This is a genomic window from Albimonas pacifica (assembly GCF_900113695.1).
Classification (GTDB): Bacteria; Pseudomonadota; Alphaproteobacteria; order Rhodobacterales; family Rhodobacteraceae; genus Albimonas; species Albimonas pacifica.
Genome location: NZ_FOQH01000007.1, coordinates 219,819 through 243,941, shown reverse-complemented (window position 1 = coordinate 243,941; position 24,123 = coordinate 219,819). Strand labels below are relative to the sequence as shown.

24 protein-coding genes are annotated in these 24,123 nt (G+C 73.2%); 18 read left to right on the top strand and 6 right to left on the bottom strand.

Annotation, left to right across the window (positions count from 1 at the left end):
* Nucleotides 1–30 precede the first annotated feature (30 nt).
* The gene (locus tag BM064_RS16475) at nt 31–822 is read left to right on the top strand and encodes an SDR family oxidoreductase (protein ID WP_092861266.1); all 792 of its coding nucleotides are present in this window, start codon (nt 31–33) and stop codon (nt 820–822) included.
* Between the two features lie 24 nt (nt 823–846).
* Here the strand turns inward: BM064_RS16475 and BM064_RS16470 are convergent, their stop codons facing one another.
* Nucleotides 847–1,524 carry an OmpW/AlkL family protein gene (locus BM064_RS16470; RefSeq protein ID WP_092861264.1) on the bottom strand — a complete coding sequence of 226 codons (678 nt, stop codon included), beginning with the start codon at nt 1,522–1,524 and terminating at the stop codon, nt 847–849.
* Nucleotides 1,525–1,768: 244 nt separating this feature from the next.
* On the opposite strand from BM064_RS16470, the gene BM064_RS16465 reads away from it, so the two are divergent.
* Both BM064_RS16465 and BM064_RS16460 read left to right on the top strand, forming a co-directional pair.
* Nucleotides 1,769–2,539 carry an SDR family oxidoreductase gene (locus BM064_RS16465; protein ID WP_092861262.1) on the top strand — a complete coding sequence of 257 codons (771 nt, stop codon included), beginning with the start codon at nt 1,769–1,771 and terminating at the stop codon, nt 2,537–2,539.
* A 219-nt stretch (nt 2,540–2,758) separates the two neighbouring features.
* Nucleotides 2,759–3,634 (top strand): DMT family transporter, encoded by an 876-nt coding sequence (locus BM064_RS16460; protein WP_092861260.1) that lies wholly within the window; start codon nt 2,759–2,761, stop codon nt 3,632–3,634.
* Here BM064_RS16460 and BM064_RS16455 read toward each other — a convergent pair.
* On the bottom strand, nt 3,594–4,940 hold the full coding sequence (locus BM064_RS16455; RefSeq protein ID WP_092861258.1) for an MFS transporter: 1,347 nt from the start codon (nt 4,938–4,940) through the stop codon (nt 3,594–3,596). The genes BM064_RS16460 and BM064_RS16455 overlap by 41 nt on opposite strands.
* Before the next feature lie 241 nt (nt 4,941–5,181).
* Between BM064_RS16455 and BM064_RS28115 the strand changes: the two genes are divergently transcribed.
* On the top strand, nt 5,182–5,427 hold the full coding sequence (locus tag BM064_RS28115; protein ID WP_092861256.1) for a DUF1127 domain-containing protein: 246 nt from the start codon (nt 5,182–5,184) through the stop codon (nt 5,425–5,427).
* 112 nt (nt 5,428–5,539) lie between these two features.
* Here BM064_RS28115 and blaOXA read toward each other — a convergent pair whose 3' ends face one another.
* Together blaOXA and moaA are read right to left on the bottom strand one after the other, a co-directional pair.
* A complete protein-coding gene (gene blaOXA, locus BM064_RS16445; RefSeq protein WP_092861254.1) occupies nt 5,540–6,376 on the bottom strand; it encodes a class D beta-lactamase in 837 nt (278 codons plus the stop codon).
* Nucleotides 6,377–6,400: 24 nt separating this feature from the next.
* A complete protein-coding gene (moaA, locus tag BM064_RS16440; RefSeq protein ID WP_092861252.1) occupies nt 6,401–7,435 on the bottom strand; it encodes a GTP 3',8-cyclase MoaA in 1,035 nt (344 codons plus the stop codon).
* A gap of 521 nt (nt 7,436–7,956) precedes the next feature.
* Here moaA and BM064_RS16435 point away from each other — a divergent pair.
* The gene (locus tag BM064_RS16435) at nt 7,957–8,709 is read left to right on the top strand and encodes a helix-turn-helix transcriptional regulator (RefSeq protein WP_092861250.1); all 753 of its coding nucleotides are present in this window, start codon (nt 7,957–7,959) and stop codon (nt 8,707–8,709) included.
* A 585-nt stretch (nt 8,710–9,294) separates the two neighbouring features.
* Here the strand turns inward: BM064_RS16435 and BM064_RS16430 are convergent.
* On the bottom strand, nt 9,295–10,203 hold the full coding sequence (locus BM064_RS16430; protein ID WP_092861248.1) for an LOG family protein: 909 nt from the start codon (nt 10,201–10,203) through the stop codon (nt 9,295–9,297).
* A 140-nt stretch (nt 10,204–10,343) separates the two neighbouring features.
* Between BM064_RS16430 and dapD the strand changes: the two genes are divergently transcribed.
* The 13 genes from dapD to BM064_RS16365 all read left to right on the top strand — a co-directional run bounded on the left by dapD (nt 10,344) and on the right by BM064_RS16365 (nt 22,937).
* Nucleotides 10,344–11,198, top strand: coding sequence for a 2,3,4,5-tetrahydropyridine-2,6-dicarboxylate N-succinyltransferase (dapD, locus tag BM064_RS16425; RefSeq protein WP_092861246.1), 855 nt, complete (start codon nt 10,344–10,346; stop codon nt 11,196–11,198).
* A gap of 151 nt (nt 11,199–11,349) precedes the next feature.
* On the top strand, nt 11,350–11,967 hold the full coding sequence (locus tag BM064_RS16420; protein WP_092861244.1) for a VPLPA-CTERM sorting domain-containing protein: 618 nt from the start codon (nt 11,350–11,352) through the stop codon (nt 11,965–11,967).
* Nucleotides 11,968–12,043: 76 nt separating this feature from the next.
* A complete protein-coding gene (locus tag BM064_RS16415; protein ID WP_092861242.1) occupies nt 12,044–12,391 on the top strand; it encodes a hypothetical protein in 348 nt (115 codons plus the stop codon).
* 63 nt (nt 12,392–12,454) lie between these two features.
* Complete coding sequence (locus tag BM064_RS16410; protein ID WP_092861240.1) at nt 12,455–13,120, top strand: hypothetical protein; 666 nt, start codon at nt 12,455–12,457, stop codon at nt 13,118–13,120.
* Between the two features lie 4 nt (nt 13,121–13,124).
* On the top strand, nt 13,125–13,760 hold the full coding sequence (locus tag BM064_RS16405; protein WP_092861238.1) for an exonuclease domain-containing protein: 636 nt from the start codon (nt 13,125–13,127) through the stop codon (nt 13,758–13,760).
* A gap of 93 nt (nt 13,761–13,853) precedes the next feature.
* On the top strand, nt 13,854–14,510 hold the full coding sequence (locus tag BM064_RS16400) for a DUF7255 family protein (RefSeq protein ID WP_092861236.1): 657 nt from the start codon (nt 13,854–13,856) through the stop codon (nt 14,508–14,510).
* 235 nt (nt 14,511–14,745) lie between these two features.
* On the top strand, nt 14,746–15,888 hold the full coding sequence (gene dapE / locus BM064_RS16395) for a succinyl-diaminopimelate desuccinylase (RefSeq protein WP_092861234.1): 1,143 nt from the start codon (nt 14,746–14,748) through the stop codon (nt 15,886–15,888).
* Between the two features lie 136 nt (nt 15,889–16,024).
* Entirely contained in the window at nt 16,025–17,470 is a 1,446-nt protein-coding gene (locus tag BM064_RS16390; protein WP_092861232.1) for a cryptochrome/photolyase family protein, read from the top strand.
* 55 nt (nt 17,471–17,525) lie between these two features.
* Nucleotides 17,526–18,857 carry an NAD(P)/FAD-dependent oxidoreductase gene (locus BM064_RS16385; RefSeq protein WP_092861230.1) on the top strand — a complete coding sequence of 444 codons (1,332 nt, stop codon included), beginning with the start codon at nt 17,526–17,528 and terminating at the stop codon, nt 18,855–18,857.
* The gene (locus tag BM064_RS16380; RefSeq protein WP_092861228.1) at nt 18,854–19,669 is read left to right on the top strand and encodes a DUF1365 domain-containing protein; all 816 of its coding nucleotides are present in this window, start codon (nt 18,854–18,856) and stop codon (nt 19,667–19,669) included. Before BM064_RS16385 ends, BM064_RS16380 begins: the two co-directional genes overlap by 4 nt.
* Before the next feature lie 39 nt (nt 19,670–19,708).
* Nucleotides 19,709–20,923, top strand: a complete 1,215-nt coding sequence (locus tag BM064_RS16375) for an SAM-dependent methyltransferase (protein WP_092861226.1) — start codon at nt 19,709–19,711, stop codon at nt 20,921–20,923.
* A gap of 138 nt (nt 20,924–21,061) precedes the next feature.
* The gene (locus tag BM064_RS16370) at nt 21,062–21,586 is read left to right on the top strand and encodes a hypothetical protein (RefSeq protein ID WP_092861224.1); all 525 of its coding nucleotides are present in this window, start codon (nt 21,062–21,064) and stop codon (nt 21,584–21,586) included.
* Between the two features lie 28 nt (nt 21,587–21,614).
* On the top strand, nt 21,615–22,937 hold the full coding sequence (locus tag BM064_RS16365; protein ID WP_092861222.1) for an MFS transporter: 1,323 nt from the start codon (nt 21,615–21,617) through the stop codon (nt 22,935–22,937).
* A gap of 4 nt (nt 22,938–22,941) precedes the next feature.
* On the opposite strand, the gene BM064_RS16360 is transcribed toward BM064_RS16365, so the two are convergent.
* Nucleotides 22,942–24,045, bottom strand: coding sequence for a collagen-binding domain-containing protein (locus BM064_RS16360; protein ID WP_177236296.1), 1,104 nt, complete (start codon nt 24,043–24,045; stop codon nt 22,942–22,944).
* Nucleotides 24,046–24,123 lie beyond the last annotated feature (78 nt).

The following is a 24,123-nucleotide window of genomic DNA, read 5'->3' as shown; positions in this document are numbered from 1 at the left end:
GGTCCGGATCGCAGGCGGGGAGACGGGCGCATGGAGCTGGGCGGACGGGTGATCTGGATCACGGGGGCGGCGAGCGGCATCGGCGCCGCCTGCGCCGAGTCGCTGGCCGGGGCGGGGGCGCGGCTGGCGCTGAGCGACCGCGACGCGCCGGCGCTCGAGGCCCGCGCCGCCGCGCTGCGGGCGCAGGGGGCCGAGGCGCTGGCCCTGCCGCTGGACGTGACCGACCCCGCCGCCTGCGTCGCCGCCGTGGCGCAGGCGCAGGCGCGGCTGGGCCCGGTCGAGGGGCTGGCCGCCGCCGCCGGCATCAACATCCGCAGGCGTGCGCTGGCCGAGCTCGACCCCCTCGAGGCCGCGCAGGTGATGGCGGTCAACGCCAACGGCGTGATCAACGCGGCGCTGGCCGTGCTGCCCGGGATGCGGTCGCGCGGCGGGGGCGCGCTGGCGGTGATCTGCTCCTGGGCCGGGCGGCATGTGCAGCCCTTCACGGGGGCGGCCTACAACGCCTCGAAACAGGCGGTCTCGGCCTTCTGCCACACGCTGAACATGGAGGAGGGGGCGAACGGGATCCGCGCCTGCGCGATCCTGCCGGGGGAGGTCTCGACCCCCCTGCTGGCCGCCAAGGACGACGCGCCGACGCCGGGGATGCGGAGCCGGATGCTCCAGCCCCAGGACGTCGCCCGCGCGGTGCGCTTCGCGCTGGAGAGCCCGGCCCATGTCTGCATGAACGAGATCCTGATCTCGCCGACCTGGAACCGCCTTTACGTCCCCCCCGGAAGGCAGGCCGCCCGGGCCGAGGCGGACCGGGCGGCGGGACTGGGCTGAACGCTCGGCTCAGGCGCCCGGCGCTCAGAAGCGCACGCCCACGCCCAGGCCCACGATTAGCGGGTTGACGTCCACCGAGCCGCGGATCGGCGCGGCGGAGTTCTTGTTGATCGTCCAGTCGGTGTTGAGGAACACGTATTTCACGTCCGCGTTCAGATAGACGCCCTCGGCGATCTCGTAGTCGAGCCCGGCCTGCAGCGCGAAGCCGAAGGCGTTGTCGTAGTCGATCGAGGCGAACTGGCCCGGGTTCGCGTCGTAGAACATCGTGTAGTTCACGCCCGCGCCGACGTAGGGCTTCAGCCGGCCGAGCGCCTCGGAGCCGGTCCACTCGCCCAGCTGGGTCACGTGATACTGCAGCGTCAGCGTCGGCGGCAGCAGCCAGACCGAGCCGATGTCCGCCCCGCCCAGCGCGCCCCGGCCGGCGACGTCGTGGTTGGTCGTGGCCAGGATCAGCTCGGCGGCGATGTTGGGCGTGAAGAAATAGGTGATGTCGAGCTCGGGCACGTAGTCGACGTCGATCGAGGCGTCGGCGCCGGGGATGCCCTGGGCGGATAGGTCCTCGTTCGGGATCACCGCCAGGCCGCGCACGCGGATCAGCCAGTCGCCGTTGGAGGAGAGGTCGAGCAGCGGCTCGGCCACGGCGGGCGAGGCGAGGAGAAGGGCGGCGGCCGCGGCGGCGGCGATCGTGTTCTTGCGGGCCATGTCGGCGCTCCGGTCGTTCGGGTCGGCGCAGGGATGCGCCGTCCCCGCCCGTGTGGCTCCGATGGCGGGGCAACACTTTGATCCGGATCAAGATTTCATCTGAAACGGCGGGCGGCGGGGTTGCGCTGGGCGCAGGCCTCCCGCGGGACTCCGCGTCAACGGCCGCGGGGGCGCTTGCCCCTCGCGCCGCGGCGCGGGGCGCCCTAGGGTTCGCTGCGACGACCACGGATCGAGGGAGGACGAGATGGGCGCGCTGGATGGAAAGACCGCCTGGGTGACGGGCGCGGGCGGAGGCATCGGCGAGGCCTCGGCCAAGGCGCTGGCCGGGTCGGGGGCCCGGGTGATCCTGACCGGGCGCCGGCAGGCCGAGCTCGACCGGGTGGCCGCCGACATCGAGGCGGCCGGCGGGCTGGCCGAGGTCGCTCCGCTCGACGTCTCCGACGCCGCCGCCTGCGCGGCCGCCGCCCGCTCGATCGAGGCGGAGTTCGGCCCCGTCGACATCCTGGTGGCGAACGCGGGCGTGAACGTGCCCAAGCGCCACTCGGGCGAGATCTCGGCCGAGGACTTCCGCATGGTGGTCGACGTGAACCTGACCGGGGTGATGAACTGCACCATCCCGGTGATGGCGCAGATGCGCGCCGCCGGCGGCGGGCTGATCATCATGGTCAGCTCCTGGGCGGGGCGTCATGCCTCCAAGATCACCGGGCCGGCCTACAACGCCTCCAAGCACGGGGTGGTGGCGCTGAGCCACTCGATCAACATGGAGGAGGGGGCGAACGGCATCCGGTCGTGCGTGATCATGCCGGGCGAGGTGAACACCCCGATCATGGAGAAGCGCCCCGTCCCCCCTTCGGAGGCGGTGCGCGCGCGGATGCTGCAGTCCGAGGACCTGGGCCGGGCGGTGAAGTTCGTCGCCGAATCCCCCGCCCATGTCTGCATCAACGAGATCCTGATCTCGCCGACCTGGAACCGCACCTTCCTGCCGCCGGAGCTGCTGAACGAAGCCGACGGCTGACCGGCGCGGCGCCCGCGGGACGCATCGGCCCGGGGGCGCGGCGCGCCGCCCCCGGGCCCTTCCCGCCGCCTCCTTCCGCGCCATGCGCGCCACGGCGGACGGGCTTGCGCGCCCGTGCTGCGGCGCAACGCTTGACGCCGGGGGCGGGCTCGGATTGTAAGGGGATCGTATGGCCGGGCGATGCGGCCGTTTCCGCGACCCTTCCTCATCGGACGATCCATGGTTCCCCAAAGCGCCCGCAAGGGTCTCGGCTTCGCATTGCTCGCGGTCACCATCTTCGCGGCCCAGGACGGCGTCTCGAAGCACCTGGCCGAGAACTATCCGCCGGTCTTCGTGGTGATGATCCGCTACTGGGCCTTCGCGGCCTTCGTGGTGGTGCGCGCGCTGAACGCGCCGGGGGGGATCGCCCGCTCCGCCGCCTCGGCGAACGTGTGGCTGCAGCTCGCGCGCGGGGGGCTGCTGGCCGCCCAGGTGGTGGTGGCGATCACCGCCTTCGCCAAGGTGGGGCTGGCGGCGACGATGTCGCTGTTCGCCGCGAACCCGCTGATCCTCGCCGCCCTCTCGGTGCCGGTGCTGGGCGAGGCGGTGGGCTGGCGGCGCTGGACCGCCATCGGCGTGGGCTTCCTGGGCGTGCTGATCATCGTGCGCCCCGGGCCGGGGCTGCTCGATTCCGACATCTGGCTGGCGGTGGTGGCGAGCATCGGGATCGCCGTCTACGGCGTGATGACCCGGCTCGCGAGCCGCAGGGACTCGGCCATGGTCAGCTTCTTCTACACCGGCGTCGGCGGGCTGATCGTGGCCACCGCCTTCGGCATCTGGCAGTGGACCTGGCTCGCGCCCGTCGACTGGATCTGGATGGGGATCCTCTGCGTCACCGGGGCGGCGGGGCACTACTTCTTCATCAAGGCGCTGGAGGCGGCGGACGCGGTGGTCACCCAGCCGGTGCAATACGTGCAGATCGTGCTCTCGACCTCGGTCGGGATCCTGATCTTCGGCGAGAACCTGGACTGGCCGATGGCGCTGGGCGCGACGATCGTGATCGCCGCGGGCCTGTTCACCGCCTGGCGCGACTGGGTGCGTTCGCGCAGCGCTTGACCGCGCCGGGGGTCGGGGCGCCGGCCGGGCCGACGCCGCCGCCCGCCTTGCCGGGCGCCGGGCGCGGGGGGGCCGGCGGCTCGGCCGCCGTCTCGCGGCCCCGCAGGTTCCAGGCGACGAAGGGGGCGAGGGCGGCCATGGCGATCGCCGTCACCACCAGCGCGTGCTGCAGCCCGATCAGGTCCGCCAGCGCGCCGATGCCGATCGAGCCGATCGAGGCGCCGCCGATCCCCGAGATCAGCCACAGCGACATCACCCGCCCGCGCTTGCCCTCGGGCGTGGAGAGCTGGGCGATGGTCTGGTTGGCGACGCCGACCATGGTCCCGCAGGCGCCGATCAGCGCCACGGTGACGATGGCCGCGGGCCAGCTGCCCACCAGCCCCAGCAGCGCGGTGCCCAGCAGCCCCAGCGCGGTGGCGAAGCGGGCGCGGGCGCGCAGCGAATGGGCGGTCTGCCCGCCGCGGGCCATGTAGACCGCGGCCACCACCGCGCCGGCGCCGGCGGTCGCGGTCAGGATGCCGAAGCCCCCCGCGCCGCGGTTGTAGAGCCCGTCCGCCGCCACTGGCAGCAGCTCGAGGCTGCCGCGCGCCGCGACGGCGAAGAGCGCGTTCATCAGAACCGCCTCGCGCACCAGCGGCTGGGCCATGGCGTAGCGCGCGCCCTCGGCCAGCTGGTCGAGCACCCCGCCCAGCCCGTGGCGGGCGTCGGGGTCGGGCTCGGCCGCGGCGGGGGGATAGGCGCCCAGCGAGGCGATGGCGAGGACCTGGGGCACGAACAGCGCCGCCGCCACGCCCACCGCGCCCGCGGCGCCGTAGGCATGGATCAGCCAGCCGCCCAGCGCGGGGCCCAGCATCCGGGTCATGTTGAAGTTCAGCGCGCCGATCGCCAGCGCCTGGCCCAGCACCTCCTGCGGGACCAGCCGGGGCAGCAGCGCCATGCGGAACGGGTGGTAGGCCGAGGCCGCCAGCCCCATCCCCAGCGCCGAGGCCAGCAGCACCGGCGCCGACAGCGCGTCCGCCAGCGCCAGCCCGAACAGGATCGTGCCGAACAGGCACTGCGTCGCCTGCGCCGCCACGATCCCGCGCTTGGGGTCGATGCGGTCGGCGAGCACGCCGAAGAACGGACCGGAGAAGACGATGGGCGCGAAGGTCAGGAACGAGACCACGCCCGTCACCGCCGCCGAGCCCGTCAGCTCCCACGCCAGCCACGCGATGGCCACGCGCAGCATCCAGCTACCGTTCATTCCGAAGAAGTTGGCGGCGATGTAGCGGCGATAGGCGGGGTGACGGAAGGGAGCTGGAAGCATGACGCCCCTGACTTGGCGCCGCCGCGCGGGTTCGTCCAGCGATTTTTTTGAAACCTTAGTATGCTGCGCTGCCGCGATTTACGCCGCGCTGCGGTATGTGCGCTGCACAAGGCGGGGTTGCCGAAACGTCCGTTGTCCTGACCTTTCACATCTCTAATTTCCAATCTCGACAGACGGCGGCCTCGCCGGCGCGACGCCGGTGGATCGAACGGGCCGCTTTCGACCGAAAAGGAAACTGAACATGGCTCTGACCGCAGACGCCCCCCTCGCCGCCTCCCGCGCGGCTTCCGCCCCCGCCGACGCCCCCTCGCTGGGCCAGATCCTGCGCGGCATGGTCTCGCTCGCCGGCGTCCGCCTGGCCCGCTGGCGCGAGTATCACCGCACGCTCGCCGAGCTGCAGGCGCTGGACAACCGCGTGCTGGCCGACATGGGCCTGCACCGCTCCAGCCTGCAGGGCGTGGCCCGCGAGGCCGCCGGCTACAAGTGAGCCGCGGGCGCGCATGACGAGGTCCCCGACGGGGACCCAAGCCAAAGGGGCGGCTGCGCGATGCGGCCGCCCCTTTGCGTGTGCGCCGCGGGCGCCGGCGCCGGCCGCCGCCTCAGGGCCGCCCGGCCGCGGCGAGTTCCGGCCAGCGGCGCAGCAGCGCGTCGCGGGTGGCGACGCCGGGCGAGACGCCGGTGCGCTCGGTCGCCTGGGTCAGGACCGCGAAGACCCGCGTCTCGGCCCCCCGCTGGGCCCAGCCGACATACCAGCCCCAGCCGCGGGCATAGTCGAAGCTGCGGTCGGCGCGCCGGGGAAAGGCGCCGCCGGTCTTGCCGTGAAGGGTCCAGCCGTCGACCTGCCGGGTCTCGACGATCGCGCGGGTCAGGCGCATCGCCTCGGCCGAGATCGGCAGCGCGTCACGCACCAGCGCGCGCAGGAACGCCGCCTGCTCGTGCGGGGAGACCTGCAGGGAGGAGGCGATCCAGGCCCGCTCCAGCCCGTTGTCGAAGCCGGGGTCGCCGGAGAAGTCGGCGTTGCCGTAGCCGAAGGCGCGGGCCTGGCGGGTCAGCGTCTCGGCGCCCAGCACGCGGGTGATGCGCTGCGAGTACCAGACCACCGAATGGCGCATCCAGGCTGCGGGATCGGTGTCGCGCCGCCAGGCCTCGCCGCCCCAGTCGGCGTCGCCGGGGCGGAAGGCCATCACCGGGCTGCGGGGGCTGTCCAGCAGCCCCGCCTCGAAGCCCATCGCGGCGAGCGGGATCTTGAAGGTCGAGGCGGGCGTCGCGCGGGCGCGGCAGTCGCCCTCCTCGACCAGCGCGGCGCCGTCGGCCGCGTCGATCACCAGCGTGCAGACCGGCGTGGCGGAGACGGGCGCGGCGAGGGCCGCGCAGACGGCTGCCAGCGCCGGGGCCAGCGCGGCGACGAGCCGGCGAACGGTCGGTACGAGGGTCATGTCGGCAACCGCGTCGCGCCGGCGTCAGCCGCCGGTGACGCTCATGTGCCGGCCGACCTCGCCGCGGATCTCGCGGCGGGAATAGTCGAAGTCGTGGCCCTTGGGCTTGCGGGTGATCGCCTCGCGGATCGCCTGGCGCACGGGGGCGTCGTCGGCGCTCTCGCGCAGCACCGCGCGCAGGTCGGCGTCGTCGTCCTGGCCCAGGCACATGTAGAGCTGGCCGGTGCAGGTCAGGCGCACGCGGTTGCAGCTCTCGCAGAAATTGTGGGTCAGGGGGGTGATGAAGCCCACCCGGCCGCCGGTCTCCTTCGCCCGCACGTAGCGGGCCGGGCCGCCGGTGGAGAGGGGAATGTCCTCGAGCGTGAACTCGCGGGCCAGCTCCTCGCGCACGGCGGTCAGGGGCATGTACTGGTCGAGCCGTTCCTCGCCGCCGATGTCGCCCATCGGCATCACCTCGATGAAGGTGATGTCCATGCCGCGGTCGTGGCACCAGCGGGTCATCGAGCGGATCTCGTCGTCGTTCACGCCCTTCAGCGCCACGGCGTTGATCTTGACGTGAAGCCCCGCCTCCTGCGCCGCATCCAGCCCGTCGAGCACCTGGGCGAAGCGGCCCCAGCGGGTGATCTCGCGGAACTTGCCCTCGTCGAGCGTGTCGAGCGAGACGTTCACCCGCCGCACGCCGCAGTCGTAGAGGGGCTTGGCGAAGCGGCGGAGCTGGGTGGCGTTGGTGGTCAGCGTCAGCTCGTCCAGGCCGTCGCCGATGCGCCGGCCCATCGCCTCGAAGAAGGTCATGATGTCCCGGCGCACCAGCGGCTCGCCGCCGGTGATGCGCAGCTTGCGCACGCCGAGGTCGACGAAGGCGGAGCACAGACGCTCCAGCTCCTCCAGGCTGAGAAGATCCTTCTTGGGCAGGAAGGTCATGTTCTCGGCCATGCAGTAGACGCAGCGCAGGTCGCAGCGGTCGGTCACCGAGACGCGCAGGTAGGTGATGGCGCGGGCGAACGGGTCGATCAGCGGAGCTTCCGTCGGGCCGGTCGCCGCGGGACGCGCGTCGGTCATGTCCTCTCCCTTCGGATCGGGGTCGACGCCCTGGCGGGCGCGGTTGGGGGCAACGTAGGCGTCGCGCGGTCCGCCTGCAATGCGCCGATGGTGGGGAATCGCCTCCGCCCCCCGCCGGGAGCCGGCCGCGCGCCGTCCCGCACGCGGGGAAGGGAGGCAGCCATGAGGCGGATGCAATCCCGGGTTGCTTGTCCAAATGGTCAAAATTATTCGTTTCACCTTGCGCCTTACGTGGGCGTTAACTATGTCCCGGCTCGTCGAAGCGACCCGCGTGGGACGCAGGGCGCCGGTGGGCGCCGCGGCCGCGCGGAGCGGTCCCTGACAGCAAGGCCCGGGATCGGGCCCCCTCCTCCCGGACGGCCGGCGACGGTCGACCGCGAGCCGTTTCGGCTCATCGAAACGCGTTGCGTAAGGCGGCGAGCCCCAGAGGCGTCGCGTGCATCGCCGCAGGCCGTCCGTCGACCCCAGGACGGACGGCCGACCCGGCCCGACCCGGGCCATGGCACAGAGGACCGCCGCCGATGACCGACAGCGCCTCCGCGTCCCGCCTCCAGCGGTTTCTGGAGCGGGCCGAAACCGCCGGAACGGTCGACGAGATCTGGACCGCCGCCCTCGAGCTGGCGCGCGGGGAAGGCTTCGTCCGGCTGAGCTACCTCCACCACGATCCGGCCGCGCCCCAGGTCTCGGGCCTGCGCTTCGCGAGCGGCTTCGATCCCGAGTGGATCGCGGCCTACCAGGCCGAGGACCTCGCGCGCGTCGACCCGGTGCCGTGGACCGCGATGGCCGAGACCGATCCCTTCCGCTGGAGCCGCGCGGGCGCGCTGCGCCCGATGACCCAGGCCGAGCATGCCTTCATGGAGCGTTTCCGCGCCGCGGGCGGCGGCGACGGGGTGGCGATCCAGGCGTTCGGCCCCCGCCAGCGCAAGGGCTACGTCGGCCTCGGCCACGACGGCCAGGACCCGCAGGGCGACGCCGAGGGCCGCCACGCGCCCGAGCGGCTGCGGATGCTGCAGGCCGCCTTCCAGGCCGCGCACCTGTGCGTGTGCCGGCTGCTCGACGCCCGCCTGCCGCCGGCGCCGACGCTGAGCGTGCGCGAGCGCGAGGTGCTGGGCTGGATGGCGCAGGGCAAGTCCAACCCCGCCATCGCCGGGATCCTGGGCTGCTCGGTGCACACGGTCGACACCCATGTGCGGCGCCTGTTCTCCAAGCTCGACGTGCGCGACCGGATCTCCTGCGTGGTGCGGGCGGCGGGGCTGGGGCTGGTTCCGGCCTGATGTCCGGACCATTCCGGGCCCGTCGGGCCTTGCCGCAGCTGCAGCATGTCACGTGATCGCGGGACTGGCGCGCCCCGGGAATCGCAACCATAAGCTGAACAAATGAAACCACCGGGTCGGCGGGTCTTCCGTCCTCAGCTCGGCGGCTTCGCAGCGTAACAGCGTAGCGGTCAATTCGTCGGTGTCGCGTACCGGCCGCAAACGCGCAGTCGTCCGCCGTTCCCGTGCCGGGGTCGGTCGTGGCAGCAGGGTCCGTGTCCTCCCCCCCAAACGGGACGCGGAGCCCGCGTCCGTGGATCGGAGTCCCCGCTCCGGCCTGCGGATGGAAGCGGTTTCCCTCTTCCCAACACCAGGGAAGCCGCGTTTCGGGCGGGCCCTTCTCTCAGGCCCGCCATGGCGAAGGCGGCTCCACCTTACCCCCCGGAGCCTCCGTCGCCTGTCCGCGCCTCCTCTTCCCCGGAGGCCGGACGGAATGCCTTTCACAAGGCGCCCGCCGGCAGGTTCCCCACATGCCGGCGGGTTTCCCCCCGGGGGATCCCCTTCCGCAGACCGAAGCGCCCTCGCAGAGCGCGCGCCCCGCCGGGCTCAGCCGCCCGCGCGCCGCTCGTCGGCGGCCTTGCGCGCGGCCGCGGCCTCGGCGGCTTCGGCCTCGGCTTCGGCGACGGGGCCCGACAGCACCTCCCACGCCGCCTCCGCCGTCTCCACGAAGCGGAACAGCTCCAGGTCGGCGTCGGAGATGGTGCCCGAGGCCGCCAGCGCCTCGAAGTCGATGATCGAGCGCCAGAAGCTCTCGCCGAACAGCAGGATCGGGACCGGCGCCATGCGCTTGGTCTGGATCAGGGTCAGCGCCTCGAACAGCTCGTCGAGCGTGCCGAAGCCGCCGGGGAACACCGCGATCGCCTCCGCCCGCATCAGGAAGTGCATCTTGCGGATGGCGAAGTAGTGGAAGTTGAAGCTCAGCTCCGGCGTCACGTATTCGTTGGGCGCGCTCTCGTGGGGCAGCACGATGCCCAGCCCGATCGAGCGGCCGCCCGCCTCCATCGCGCCGCGGTTGCCGGCCTCCATCACGCCGGGGCCGCCGCCGGTGACGATCACGTGCCGCCGGCCCCCCGCGGCCATCGAGGCCTCGGTGCAGCGGGCGGCGAAGCGGCGGGCTTCCTCATAGTATTTCGACAGCTCGCCGAGCAGGGGCGTGCGGGCGTCGCCGGCGTTCTCGGGGCTGGGGATGCGGGCGCCGCCGAAGAACACGACGGTGCTGTCCACCCCCGCCTCGGTCATCAGCAGCTCGGCCTTCAGCAGCTCGAGCTGCAGGCGGACCGGGCGCAGGTCCTCGCGCTTCAGGAAGTCCAGGTCGCGGAACGACAGCCGGTAGGCGGGCGAGGCCGACTGCGGGGTCAGCGGCTGCCGCTCGGCCGAGGCGATGTCCTCCTGCGCGGAGCGGAAGATCGAGTGGCGGTCGTCGCGCGACGGGCGCTTGGAGGGAGGCGTGGGCATCGGGGGCAGGGATCTCCGGGCGGGCCGGCGCCCGCGGTCGGGCGGCCGGGATTGCGGGGGGCGCGGGGCGATTGCGCCCCGCGGTCCCCGCCTCTATAGCCTGCGGCCGGAAAAGACGCGACGCCCGGCAGGAGACATCCATGACCGCCCCCGACCTCGTTCAGCTCGAAAAAGCCGTCGAAGCCGCCTGGGAGGCGCGCGACGGCATCACCTCCGCCACCAGGGGCGAGACCCGCGACGCCATCGAGACGGCGCTGGACCTGCTCGACGGCGGGACCGCGCGGGTGGCGCAGAAGGGCGCGGACGGGACCTGGGTCGTGAACCAGTGGCTGAAGAAGGCGGTGCTGCTGTCCTTCCGCCTGACCGACATGGCGCCGATCTCCGGCGGGCCCGGCGGTTCGGGCTGGTGGGACAAGGTCCCCTCCAAGTTCGACGGCTGGGATGCGGCCGCCTGGAAGACCGCGGGCTTCCGCGCGGTGCCCAACTGCGTGGTGCGCCGCTCGGCCTACATCGCGCCGGGCGTGGTGCTGATGCCCTCCTTCGTGAACCTCGGGGCCTATGTCGACGAGGGCACGATGGTCGACACCTGGGCGACCGTGGGATCGTGCGCGCAGATCGGCAAGGGCGTGCACCTCTCGGGCGGCGTCGGCATCGGCGGCGTGCTGGAGCCGATGCAGGCCGCCCCCACGATCATCGAGGACGGCTGCTTCATCGGCGCCCGCTCCGAGGTGGTCGAGGGCGTGATCGTGCGCGAGGGCTCGGTGCTGGGCATGGGCGTGTTCCTGGGCCAGTCCACCAAGATCGTGAACCGCGCCACCGGCGAGGTCACCATGGGCGAGGTGCCGCCCTATTCGGTGGTCGTGGCGGGCTCGATGCCCTCCAAGCCGATGGGCGACGGCTCGCCGGGGCCGAACCTCTACTGCGCGGTGATCGTCAAGCAGGTCGACGCGGGCACCCGCAAGAAGACCTCGATCAACGAGCTGCTGCGCGACTGATCGCCCGGCGACCGCGGCCGGAGGGGGCGCGCCCCCGCCGGGCGGTCGTCCACGAGGGCGCCGCTGCGTCATGAACTGAAAATGAATTGACCCTGCGGCGGAAACGACGCAGGGTCGCTTCGTTCATGCGTGTGAAGATCGAGGTGTCCCCGTGCTCTCCCTCCGTATCCCGTGCGTCGGCCTGGCGCTGGCGCTTCTGGCCGCCCCGGCGTCCGCCCTTCCCGTCGGGCCCTCCACGCTCGATTTCGCCGACTACGCCTGCGACGGTCAGACGGTCTGCGAGCGGACCGTGTCGGGCGGGATCTACGACGGCGTCGGCGCCGTCTTCGCCAACCCGATCGTCGAAGCCGGCGCCAACGACTTCTTCAACGCCGGCGCCGGCCTCCTGCTGGGCAGCGGCAGCCTGGGGATGAGCTGGACGGTGGTCTTCGACGCCGACATCGTCTGGACCGGCGGCACGCTGAGCTTCGCGAGCAACAACGTCGGCTTCTCGGTGACCGGGCCGGGCGTGTCGGAGACGGCGCTGCTCTCGGGCCTGTCGGACGGGCCCTACGACCTGGGCGCGGGGCTGACCTTCCTCGCGGGGGAGACCTACACCTTCCTTTCGCCCAACGACAACGTCGGGTCGGTCGGGGCCGGCGGCGTCGGCTTCGAGACGTTCGTCTTCGGCCCGTTCGGCACGCCGGTCCCGCTGCCGGCGCCGGCGCTGATGCTGGGCGCGGGTCTGGCGGGGCTCGTCGCGCTGGGCCGCCGCCGCAGGGGCGCCTGAGCCCCGGCGGGGCTCGACTCGCCGCGCCGATCGACTATAGGGCCGGTCCCAGCGCACCCGAGCGAGGACCGCCGCCATGACCAAGCCGACGAAGGAGGGGGCCGCCAGGGCCCCCCGCCCCCAGCAGGTGTTCACCCTGCTGGTCGAGGTCGGCCGCGCCGAGGGCGACGGCCTGCCTGCCGACGCGACGGGCGCGGCCCTGCTGTGCTACGCTTCCGGCGTGGACGAGCCCGAGGCCGTGCGCGAGACCGTCGCCGTGCTCAAGACCGCCGAGATGTCCCCGATCGAGGTCACCGGCTGGGGCACGGTCGAGGAACGCGAGGAGCGCGGCGAGGAGATCCACGAGACCGACCGCGAGCTGATGGCCCGGGCGCTCGCCGAGAACGCGGTGATCGTCGCCCAGGTCCAGCCCTTCTACGACTGAGGCGGCGGGCCGCGTCCCCCGCGCCCCTTGCTCCGCCCGCCCGAAGCCTTGAGGATGCGCCTCATGACCGAAGCCCCGTCTCTCGCCTCCCTCGCCGCCGCCGCGCGCGAGACCTACCTCTCGTTCTTCGCCGGCATGGTCGAGGCGACCGTGGAGCCCGGCGTCGAGGGCATGTCCGAGGTGGGCGTGGATCTCGAGGATCCCGGCTTCCTCGGCGGCCTCTACCGATTCGACCTGGTGCTGCGCCTGCCCGACGACCGGGCGGTGTCGCTGGACTTCGCCATGGAGGTCCCCCACGGCCAGGACCTGCCCGCCTTCGCCGAGCGCGTGGGCGCCCTGACCCTGCACGTGTTCCGCCTGCGCTGGGACGACGTGGTGGTCCACCACGACCTCGGCGACCTGCCCGAGGACGCGCTGGAGGGCTGGTTCGAACGCTGGTTCAACGTCCACGAGCCCGAGGGCGAGGACGATCCCTTCCCCGCCGACCGTCTGCACTCGGCCTCGGTCGCGACGGGGGCGGTCTCGGTCGACTTCGGCACCGCGCCCTCGGCGGCGCTGGTCGAGCTGGTCTCGCTGCTCGAGGCGCGGGGCGCGAAGGCCGTGCAGATCGACGCCTCGCGCGACGACGCCGAGACGGATCCCGACGACGAGACCGTCGAGGACGTGGAGCTCGACGAGGACGAGAGCCTGCTCGACATCGTCCGTCGCCGCGGGCCCCTGCTGAACTGAACCGGTGAGCGCGCGCGACCGCTTCGGCCGCCCGCCCCCGGGCGAGGCGCCCCGCCGCCCGCCCCCGCAGGGCGGCTTCCGCTTCGTGGCGCTGGACGTCGAGACCGCCTGCGGGCCCGTCTCCTCGATCTGCCAGATCGGCCTCGCCTGCGTGCGCGAGGACGGCGGGATCGAGAGCTGGTCGACCTTCGTCGACCCGGGCGCGGACGTGGCCTTCGCCAACACCTGGCTGCACGGCATCGGGCGCGCGCACGTGGCCGGCGCGCCGCTGTTTCCCGCAGCCCTCGACCTGCTGGCCCCGCTGCTGGGCCGCCAGCCGCTGATCCAGCACTCGGGCTTCGACAGCCGCGCCGTCGCCGCCGCCTGCGCGCTGGCGGGGCGGGAGCCGCCCGCGTGGCTCTGGCTCGACAGCGTGCGCATCGCCCGCGCCGCCTGGCCGGAGTTCAAGGGGAACGGCGGCCACGGGCTGGGGCATCTGAAGCGCGCCCTCTCGCTCGACTTCCACCACCACGACGCCGAGGAGGACGCCCGCGCCGCCGCCCTCGTGGTGCTGAAGGCCGAGGCGCGGCTGGGCCTGCCCTTCACCGAGATCGCGCCGCCCCCCGCCGCGCGGCGCCGGCTGGCCGCAAATCAGGGTTGACGCGCGCGTCATTCGGCGGCTTCGCGGGGGTCGTTAAAACCATCTCAATCTCCCTCGCGGCATCCCTTCCGGTGGTCGAAGGGAGGCGCGCGGATGATCGAACGCACCGAGAAGCTGATGACGCTGCTTCATTCGCGGGGCGCGGGCCCGGGGACGGAGCTGCCGCTGCCCCGCCCCGCCGACTTCGTGCGCGAGGGGCTGGCCGAGCAGGTGATGCAGGTCTACCGCGCGCTGGGCGGCAAAATGGACGAGCCGCCGGGGACCCATGTCGGCGGCTGGACGCTGGCCTACGGCGACATGGCGGTGGCGCTCGACGGCGAGCTGCACTTCAACCGCTGGCGCGCCCAGACGCTGGAGGCGCCGGCCTACCGGGCGCTGGCCCATTTCCCGACCCGCAAGTACCTCGACTTCTGCGCCAGCTTCGAGCGTCAGGCCCTCGACGCCGGCATCGTCGGCGGCCGCTGGACGACGCAGAGCGCCGAGATCCAGTTCGGCGCCTCCGCCGCGCCGGGCGAGCTGTCGGGCGCCGGCTCCGCCCGCTGGCGGCAGCGGGCGTTCTTCGACTTCGTGAAGGATCTCGCGCCGCTGGCCTGCCGGGTCCCGATGGCGCGGATCGCGATCTGGGACCGGGTGGCCTTCAGCAGCGTCTCGATGACGCTCGGCCACGCGCTGGACGAGGTCGGGGCCGCCTCGGCCATCGCCCGCCTGATCGAATCCCGCCGCCCGCTGGAGACGACCGGGCCGGCGTAGCCGCCCCGCGGACAGGCTGAAGGGCGGGGCCGCGGCTGCGCGGGGCCGGCCCGGGGGGAGGCCCTCAGGCCGGGAGGCGGGCGCGGGGCCAGGGCCAGGGCCGGGGCATCGGCCGGATCCGGGGCCGCGCGCCGGGCAGGGCGCCGCGTGGGGGAGGCGGATCGGGGCGCGGGCCTTGCCAATCCCTCGGCGCTGCGGTCCCTTGGCCGCGATCCACCGCAGGAGCCTCCGCGTTATGTCCGACCCCGTCGATCCCGTCGCCCTGACCTCCGCCCTGGTCAAATGCCCCTCGGTGACGCCCGAGGAGGGCGGCGCCCTGGTGCTGCTGGAGGAGCTGCTCTCCGAGGCCGGCTTCCGCTGCACCCGGATCGACCGCAACGGCACCCCCAACCTCTACGCCCGCTTCGGCGAGCAGGGGCCCTGCCTGGGCTTCAACGGCCATACCGACGTGGTGCCCACCGGCGACCCCGCCCGCTGGACCCGGCCCCCGTTCTCGGGCGAGATCGCGGACGGCATGGTCTGGGGCCGCGGCGCCTGCGACATGAAATCGGGCGTCGCCGCCTTCGCCGCGGCCGCCGTCGACGCCGCCCGTCAGGGCGTGCGCGGCTCGATCGCCCTGATGATCACCGGGGACGAGGAAGGCCCCTCCACCGACGGCACCGTCGCGATCCTGGAGTGGATGGAGCGCGAGGGCGAAAAGGTCGACCACTGCCTCGTCGGCGAGCCCACCAGCCGCGAGACCTTCGGCGACATGGTCAAGATCGGCCGGCGCGGGGCGATCACCGCCACCCTCACCGCCTCGGGCCGCCAGGGCCACAGCGCCTATCCCCACAAGGCGCTGAACCCGCTGCCCCCGCTCGCCGCGCTGGCCGCGAAGCTGGCCGCCCACGAGCTCGACCGGGGCTCGGAGCATTTCCAGCCCTCGACGCTGGCGCTGGTGGCGATCGAGACGGGCAACCCCGCGGCCAACGTCATCCCCGGCGAGGCGAAGGCGGTCGTGAACATCCGCTTCAACGACCTGCACACCGGCGCCTCGCTGATCGAGTGGCTGGAGCGCGAGGCGGCCGAGGCCGAGGCCGCCGCCGGCGGCGTGAAGATCGCCGTGACCACCCGCCTGACGGGCGAAAGCTTCATCACCCCGCCGGGCGAGCTCTCGGACCTGATCTCCTCCGCGATCCGGGCCGAGACGGGCAGGACGCCGGAGCTCTCCACCTCCGGCGGCACCTCGGACGCGCGCTTCGTGAAGGCGCATTGCCCGGTGGCCGAGTTCGGCCTGACCGGCCTGACCATGCACCAGACCGACGAATGCGCGCCGGTGGCCGAGATCGAGAGACTGAAGGCGGTCTACGCCCGCATCATCCGCGACTACTTCGCCTGAGCCGCGGGGCCGGGGGCGCGGCCCGCCGCTAGGGCGGCGCGCGCGCCCGGCCAGCCTTCAGGGGTCACGATAGGTTTCCCGGGAAACCGCCTGAAAAGTGAACCCGATCGCCGCGGCGCGCGTAACTGCAAACGACATGCCCGCCGCGAACGACATATCCCCCGCCCTGCTCTGGCTGCGCCGCGATCTGCGGCTGGCCGACAACCCCGCGCTTCATGCCGCGATCGAGCGCGGCGGCCCGGTGATCCCGGTCTGGATCCTCGATCCCGTGGCCGAGGCGACGGGCGCCGCCCACCGCTGGCGGATGGAAGGCTCGTTGCGCGCGCTGGCCCGCGATCTCGAGGGTCTGGGCGCCCGCCTGATCCTGCGCCGGGGCGCGGCGCTCGACGTGCTGCGCGACCTGGCGAAGGAGACCGGCGCCGACGCGGTCCTGTGGAACCGGCTCTACGACGGCCCGGCGCGCGCGCGGGACGAGGCCGTGAAATCCGCGCTCCGCTCCGACGGGCTGGAGGCGCGGAGCTTCAACGGCGCCCTCCTGCACGAGCCCTGGACGGTCGAGACCGGGCAGGGCGGCCCCTACAAGGTCTACACCCCCTACTGGCGCGCGGTGGCCGAGCGGGTGGTGCACGAGCCGATCGCCGCCCCCTCCCGCTGGCCCTCGCCGCAGGGCTGGCCCGCCTCCGACGCGCTCGACGCCTGGGGCATGGCCGCCGACATGCGCCGCGGCGCCCCGGTGCTGGCCGAGCGGGTGGAGATCGGGGAGCGCGCCGCGCTCCAGCGCCTCGCCGCCTTCCTCGAGGAGGACCTGCGCGCCTATGCCGAGGAGCGCGACCGCCCGGACCGGGAGGCGACCTCCGGCCTCTCCCACCACCTCGCGGTCGGCGAGATCTCGCCCCGCCAGATCTGGGCCGCGACCCAGCCGCGCCGGCAGGGGGCGGTGGCGAAACCGGCCCAGAAGTTCCTGCAGGAGCTGGTGTGGCGCGAATTCGCCTATCACCTCCTCCACCACTCGCCCGAGATGGCCACCGACAACTGGCGCCCGGAATGGAGCGCCTTCCCCTGGCGCGAGGACGGCGAGGCGGCCGAGGCCTGGCGGCGCGGCCGCACCGGGATCGAGGCCGTCGACGCCGCGATGCGCGAGCTATTCGTCACCGGGCGGATGCACAACCGCTTCCGCATGATCGCCGCGAACTACCTGACCAAGCACATGCTGGTGCACTGGAAGGTCGGCGAGGCCTGGTTCCGCGACACGCTGGTGGACTGGGACCCGGCCTCGAACGCGCTGGGCTGGCAGTGGGTGGCGGGCTCGGGCCCCGACGCCGCTCCCTATTTCCGGGTCTTCAACCCGCAGACCCAGGCCGAGAAGTTCGACCCCGACGGCGTCTACCGCGACCGCTTCATCGCCGAGGGACGCGCGAAGCCCCATGCCGACGCGCTGGCCTTCTTCGAGGCCGCCCCGCGCGCCTGGGGCCTGAGCCCGGGCGACCGCTACCCCGACAAGCCGATCGTCGGCCTCAAGGAAGGCCGACAGCAGGCGCTCGACGCCTATCAGGACTGGAAATCCCGGCGCGACGCGGCCTGACGGCCCCGCGCCCCCTGCCAACCGGCCGGCCCCCGCCGGCGAGACGGAGAGACGTATGAAGATCGCGGTCATCGGCGCCGGCATCTCGGGCCTGGGCGCGGCGCTCGCCCTCGCGGAGCGCCACGACGTCCACCTGTTCGAGCGGGACCAGCGTTTCGGCGGCCACGCCAACACCGTCGAGGCGCCGGGAGAGCGCTTCGGCCTGTCCGGCCCCATCGCCGTCGACACCGGCTTCATCGTCTACAACCGGCGCAACTACCCCAACCTCACCGCGCTCTTCGAGCATCTGGACGTGCCGACCAAGTGGTCGGACATGAGCTTCGGCTTCTCGCTGAAGGGCGGGGCCTACGAATACGCCTGCGACGACCTCGCGCGGCTGTTCGCCCAGCCCGCCAACTGCGCCAACCCCCGCCACATCCGGATGCTGCTCGAGATCCTGCGCTTCAACCGCTCGGCGGCCGAGGAGCTGGAGGGCGGGGCGCTGGAGGGCGTGAGCCTGGGCGACTGGCTGATCGCGCGCGGCTATTCCGAGGCGTTCCGCGACCGCTTCGTGCTGCCGATGGGGGGCGCGATCTGGTCGACCTCGACCGCGCAGATGCTGGACTTCCCGGCCTCGAGCTTCGTGGCCTTCTTCCGCAACCACGACCTGATGACCGGCCTCGACCCTGCGCAACGCTGGCGCACGGTCGACGGCGGCTCGCGCGAGTATGTGCGCCGGCTGGTGCAGGCGCTGGGGCCGCGGGCCTCGCTGGGGGTGGGCGCGCAGGAGATCACGCGCGGGCCCGAGGGCGTTCGCATCCGCTTCGACGACGGCTCGGAGGGGCGCTTCGACCAGGTGGTGCTGGCCACGCACTCGGACGTCTCGCTGGGGCTGATGGCGGACGCCGACGCGGAGGAGCGCGCGCGGCTCTCGGCGATCCGCTACACGCAGAACCGGGCGGTCCTGCACTCCGACCCCGCGCTGATGCCGCGGCGGCGCAAGGTGTGGTCGTCGTGGAACTTCCTCAGCCAGGGCGCCGCGGCGGACGCCGAGCGGCCGGCCGAGGTCTCCTACTGGATGAACCGCCTGCAGGGGCTGCCGGCGCAGGCGCCGCTGTTCGTGTCGCTGAACCCGGGGGTGGAGCCGGACCCCTACGCCGTGCACGGGGAGTTCACCTACGCCCATCCCCTCTACGACGGGGCGGCCTTCGAGGCGCAGGCGGGGATGGACGCGGTGCAGGGCCGCGGCGGCCTCTGGCACGCCGGCGCCTGGCTGGGCTGGGGCTTCCACGAGGACGGCCTGCGCTCGGGCCTGCGCGCCGCCATGGCGCTGGGCGCGCGGCCCGCCTGGGCGCGCGAGACCGGAGCGGCGATGCCCGACCGGTTCGCGGCGACGGCGGCGGAATGAGCCGCAGGCCGCCCCTCCCGCCCGAGCAGGGCTGCGCCTACGAGGGGCACGTGATGCACATGCGCCTTCGCCCGAAGGCGCACCGCTTCCGCTACGCGCTGTGGACGCTGCTGCTGGACGTGGACCGGCTGGCCGAGACGGGGGCGGCGCTGCGCCTGTTCTCCGCCAACCGCTTCAACCTGCTCAGCCATCACGACGCCGACCACGGGCCGCGCGACGGCTCGCCCCTGCGCCCCTGGGTCGAGGCGCGGCTGGCCGAGGCCGGACGCCCCCGCCCGGCCCGCATCCGGCTGCTGGCGATGCCGCGGTTCCTGGGCTGGGTGTTCAACCCGCTGTCGGTCTATTTCTGCGAGGACGCGGACGGCCGGCTGGAGACCGTGCTCTACGAGGTGAAGAACACGTTCGGCGACCAGGTCCCCTACGTGCTCTCGGCCGAGGGGGAGGGCCCGCGGCGGCATTCCCAGGTCAAGGAGATGTTCGTCTCGCCCTTCATCGGGATGGACCAGACCTACCGCTTCGACCTCGCCGAGCCGGGGGAGCGGCTCGCGGTCCGCATCAAGCAGGGGGACGCCGCGGGGGACCTGCTGATCGCCACGCAGAACGGCGCGCGGCGCCCGCTGAGCGACGCGACGCTGGCCCGGCTGGCGCTGGCGGCGCCCTTCCTGCCGATGCAGGTGATGGCCGCGATTCACTGGCAGGCGCTGCGGCTGTGGCTGAAAGGCGCCCCTTTCCGCCGGTATCGGGGCCCGAAGGGCGATTCCGGGCCCGTTTCGGCGACGGAAACGTTGCCGGATCCGCGCCTGGCCCGCTAACTTTTGACGTGAGGGGCAGGATGATCGGAGGGCCGCCGCATGACCGAATTGCTCAGCACCACGAAAGGGCAGCAGGCGCTGCCGCGCTGGTTCGCCTCGGTCTTCGACGTGGTGAGCCGGATCGAGACGGGGAGCTTCACCTTCGTGCTCCCCGACGGGCGCAGCTTCGAGGCGAAGGGCGAGAAGCCCGGCCCGAACGGGGTGGTGCTGGTGCGCGACCCGTCGGTGTTCTCGCGCCTGATCCGCGACGGGGAGATGGGCTTCGCCGAGGCCTACATGGACGGCGCCTGGGACAGCCCGGACCTGCAGGCGGTGCTGGACGTGGCGCTGATCAACAACGAGATCATCGCGCGCCCCTTCGCCGGCGCGGGCCTGGTGCGCATGGTCGCCCGGCTGCGGCACTGGATGAACCGCAACACCAAGACCGGCTCGAAGCGCAACATCGCCGCCCATTACGACCTGGGGAACCCGTTCTACTCGCGCTGGCTGGACGACAGCATGACCTACTCCTCGGCCCTGTTCTCGGGCATGCAGGAGAGCCTGGAGGCCGCCCAGCGCAACAAGTACGCCGCCATCTGCGACGCCATCGGCGCGCCGGAGGGGGGGCATGTGCTCGAGATCGGATGCGGCTGGGGGGGCTTTGCGGAATACGCGGCCGGCGAGCGGGGTCTGAAGGTCACCGCGCTGACCATCTCCCAGGCCCAGCACGACTTCGCCCGGCGGCGGATCTTCGACGCCGGCCTCGCCGACCGGGTCGAGGTGGTGATCCGCGACTACCGCGACGAGCGGGGGATCTACGACGGCGTCGCCTCGATCGAGATGTTCGAGGCGGTGGGCGAGCAGTACTGGCCGGTCTATTTCGAGGCCCTGCGCGACCGGCTGAAGCCGGACGCCCGCGCCTCCCTGCAGATCATCACCATCCACGACCGGCTGTTCGACGGCTACCGTCGCGGCGTGGACTTCGTGCAGAAGTACATCTTCCCCGGCGGCATGCTGCCCAGCCCCTCGGCGCTGGCCGAGCAGACGCGGCGCGCGGGGCTGGAGATCGCGGGCTCGATCGAGTTCGGGGACAGCTACTCCGAGACCCTGCGCCGCTGGCGCGACCGGTTCGAGGACGCCTGGACCGACATCGCGCCGATGGGCTTCGACGAGCGCTTCCGGCGGATGTGGAACTTCTACCTCGCCTCCTGCGCGGCCTGCTTCCTGGCCGGCACCACGGACGTCACCCAGGTCACGCTGCGCCGGACCGCCTGAGCGCCGGCGGCCCAGCCCGCCCTTCGCCTGCCCGCCCTTCGCCAGCGCGGCGCGGCGCGGGCGCGATCTTGCGTCGGCGCCATGGCCCCGGCATGCTCCGGGCCGTGGTGCGTATCCGGCAGCTCGGGGAGCGAGCGCGTGAGCAGACTGAACGGACCGGCCTCGCCCGGCGGCGGGCCGCTTCATGCCCGCCAGCGGTATTCGACGGCCCGCGTGGTGACGGCCCTGCTGTTCGGGGCCGCGGCCGCGGGCATGGCCGCGCTGCACTTCCGCTTCGTCCCGCTGGAAGAGATCCACGACCCCGGCGAGATCTACATGGCGCTGGGCGCCTGCGGGGCGATCGCGGGCTGGAAGTGGCTGGGCGCGCATCTGGGCCGGGGACTGGGCTCGACGGTGCGCGCGGCGCTGGTCTCGGCCGTGGCGGCGGGGGTGCTGTTCTCGCTCGCCGCGGGGGCGCGGTCGGTGGTGGCGGCCTACGGCTTCAGCCATTTCGCCACCGCCGAGGCGCTGTTCATGCACCTGATCAAGAAGGCGGTGGAGATGGGCGAGCTGCTGGTCGCCTCGCCGGCGGCGATCCCCTCGCTGCTGGCCGCCGTGGGCGTGGGCCTGCTGGGCGAGCTCGCCCGCCGCGCCTGGGACCGGGTGGTGATCGAGCCGACCTGACCGCGACGCCGGGCGGGCGGAGGACGGCATGACCTGGCCCCCCGCCCGCATCCTCGCGGCCTACGCCGCCCCGATGGCGCCGCTGGGGGCGCTGCATTTCCCGGTCTACGTCTACGTGCTGCCCGCCTACGCGGCGCTGGGCGCGGACCTGGGGGCGCTGGGCGCGTTCATGCTCGCGGCCCGGCTGCTCGACGGGATCTCGGACCCGGTGGTCGGGGTGATGTCCGACCGCACGCCGGCCGGGATCGCCGGGCGATTCGGCCGCCGCCGGCCGTGGATGGCGCTGGCCGGCCCGCTGATCCTGTTCGCCGCCGGGATGCTGCTGCTGCCGCCCGAGACGCCGACCGCGCTCCATGCCGGCGTCTGGCTGACCGCGCTGACCCTCGCCTGGACGCTGGCGCTGACGCCGTATCTCGCCTGGGGGGCGGAGCTCTCGCCCGACTACGCGGGGCGGGTGCGCGTCTCCGCCTGGCGGGAGGCGGCGGGAGTGGCGGGGATGCTCGGCGCCGCGGTCGCCTACGCCGCCGCCGACGGGCCGGCCGAGGGGCTGCGCAACGTGATGATCCTGCTGGCGGCGCTGCTGCCGCCCGCCTTCGCCTGGGCGCTGTGGGCGACGCCCGAGGCGCCCGACCCCTCCACCCGCCGCCTGCCCTGGCGCGAGGCGCTGAGCCGCGCCGCCCGCAACGGCCCGTTCCTGCGGCTGCTGGCGGCATGGCTGGCGAACGGGGCGGCGAACGCGCTGCCGGCCTCGCTGTTCCTGTTCTTCGTCTCCCACGTCCTGGGGGCGCCGGAGCATGCGGGGACCCTGCTCGCGGTCTATTTCCTCGCGGCGGTGGCGGGGATGCCGCTGTGGTCGCGGCTGTCGAACCGGCGCGCCAAGCATCGGGTCTGGGGGGGCGCGATGCTGTGGGCCTGCGCGATCTTCGCGCTGGTCCCCTTCCTGGGGCCGGGGGACCTGTGGCTCTTCGTCGGGGTCTGCGTGCTGTCGGGGGTGGCGCTGGGGGCGGACTTGTCGCTGCCGCCCGCGATCCAGGCCGACGTGGTCGACGCCGATGCGGCCGAAGGGGGGGAGAGCCGGGCCGGCGCCTATTTCGCGGTGTGGTCGGTGGCAACCAAGGCCGCGCAGGCGCTGGCGGGGGGGCTCGCCTTCCTCGCGCTCGACCTCGCGGGCTTCGACGCGGCGGCGGAGACGAACGCGCCGGGCGCGCTGCTGACGCTCTCGCTCCTCTACGCCGGGGCGCCGGTGGTCCTGAAGCTCGTGGCGGTGGGGCTGGTCTGGCGGTTTCCCATCGACGCGGCGGCGCAGGCCGAACTGCGCCGCCGGATCGAGGCCGCGGCCCCGGGGGCCTGAGCCCTCAGGCCGCCCGGCGCCGGCGCGCCAGCGCCGCCAGCGCCCCGAGGCCGCCGGCCAGCATCGGCAGGGCGGCGGGGATCGGCGTGGGCGTCGGCGGGGCGGAGGGCGTGTCGAACGCCAGCCCGCCCTTCCAGCCCTGCTGGTGGATCTCGCCGTTGGTCAGGGTCAGGCGGCGCGCCACCACCGTGCCCTCGTTCGAGCCGGCGCCCGCGGTGACATGCGCGTCGGGCGCGAAGATCGTGCCGAACAGCGCGTTGGCGGTGTAGAGGCTCGACGCCCCGATGAAGTTCCACAGCACCTGCGAGGCGGTGGAGGCGCTGGTCCCGGTCATGTTGCCCGACTGGCCGCGGGTCAGCGCCATGCCGTCGGCCTGCACGTTGATGATCAGCGTCTCGTCGGGCTGCAGCACGAACTTGATGTTCTGCAGCGCGTTGAAATCCGCCCCCGAGATCGAGAACACCGAGGTCCCGCCCGACGCCGACGAGGCGAAGGTGGTGGTCGAGCCGTCGGTGGTCATCGTCGAGGTCTGCGCCAGCCCCGCCAGGTCCTCGGCGGTCTGGTGCATCAGGTCGCTGATCTCGCCCAGGTCCGGGATCGACAGCGGCGAGGCCGAGATCGCGCCGTAGCTCACCGAGGCGGTGTTGCGGATCGTCGAGTTGCTGACCGTGCCGGCGACGGTGGCGGCGGTGTTGGCGATGGTGCTGTTGGTCAGGTTTCCCCCGACCTCGAGCCGCGAGCCCGCCTCCATGTTCACGCCGCTGGCCGAGCCGCCGACCCAGGCCGTGTTGTTGTTGCCGAAGCGCACGTTGCTCAGGGTCCCGCCCACCGCCAGCGAGGCGTTGTTGGCGTTCTGGTAGTTCATCCCCGAGACGTTGCCGCCGACCTGGGCGGCGCCGCCCTGCTCGACCTTCACGCTGCCGGTCACGTCGCCGACGACGTAGAGCGCGGCGAAGCTCGACGCCGGCGCGCCGCCGCCGTTGAGATACACCGATCCGTTGCCGCCGGTCAGGTTCCGGCCGACATAGACCCGACCGTCGACATGCTGGTTGCCCAGGTCGACGTCCTCGAGAACGACGGCGTTGAATTCGTTGAGAAGCGCGTTCACGTCCCAGACGGCCGCACGGGCCTCCTGACCGGACGCAAAAGCGACGGCTAACGCAAGCGCAACCCCAGCTGCGCTTTG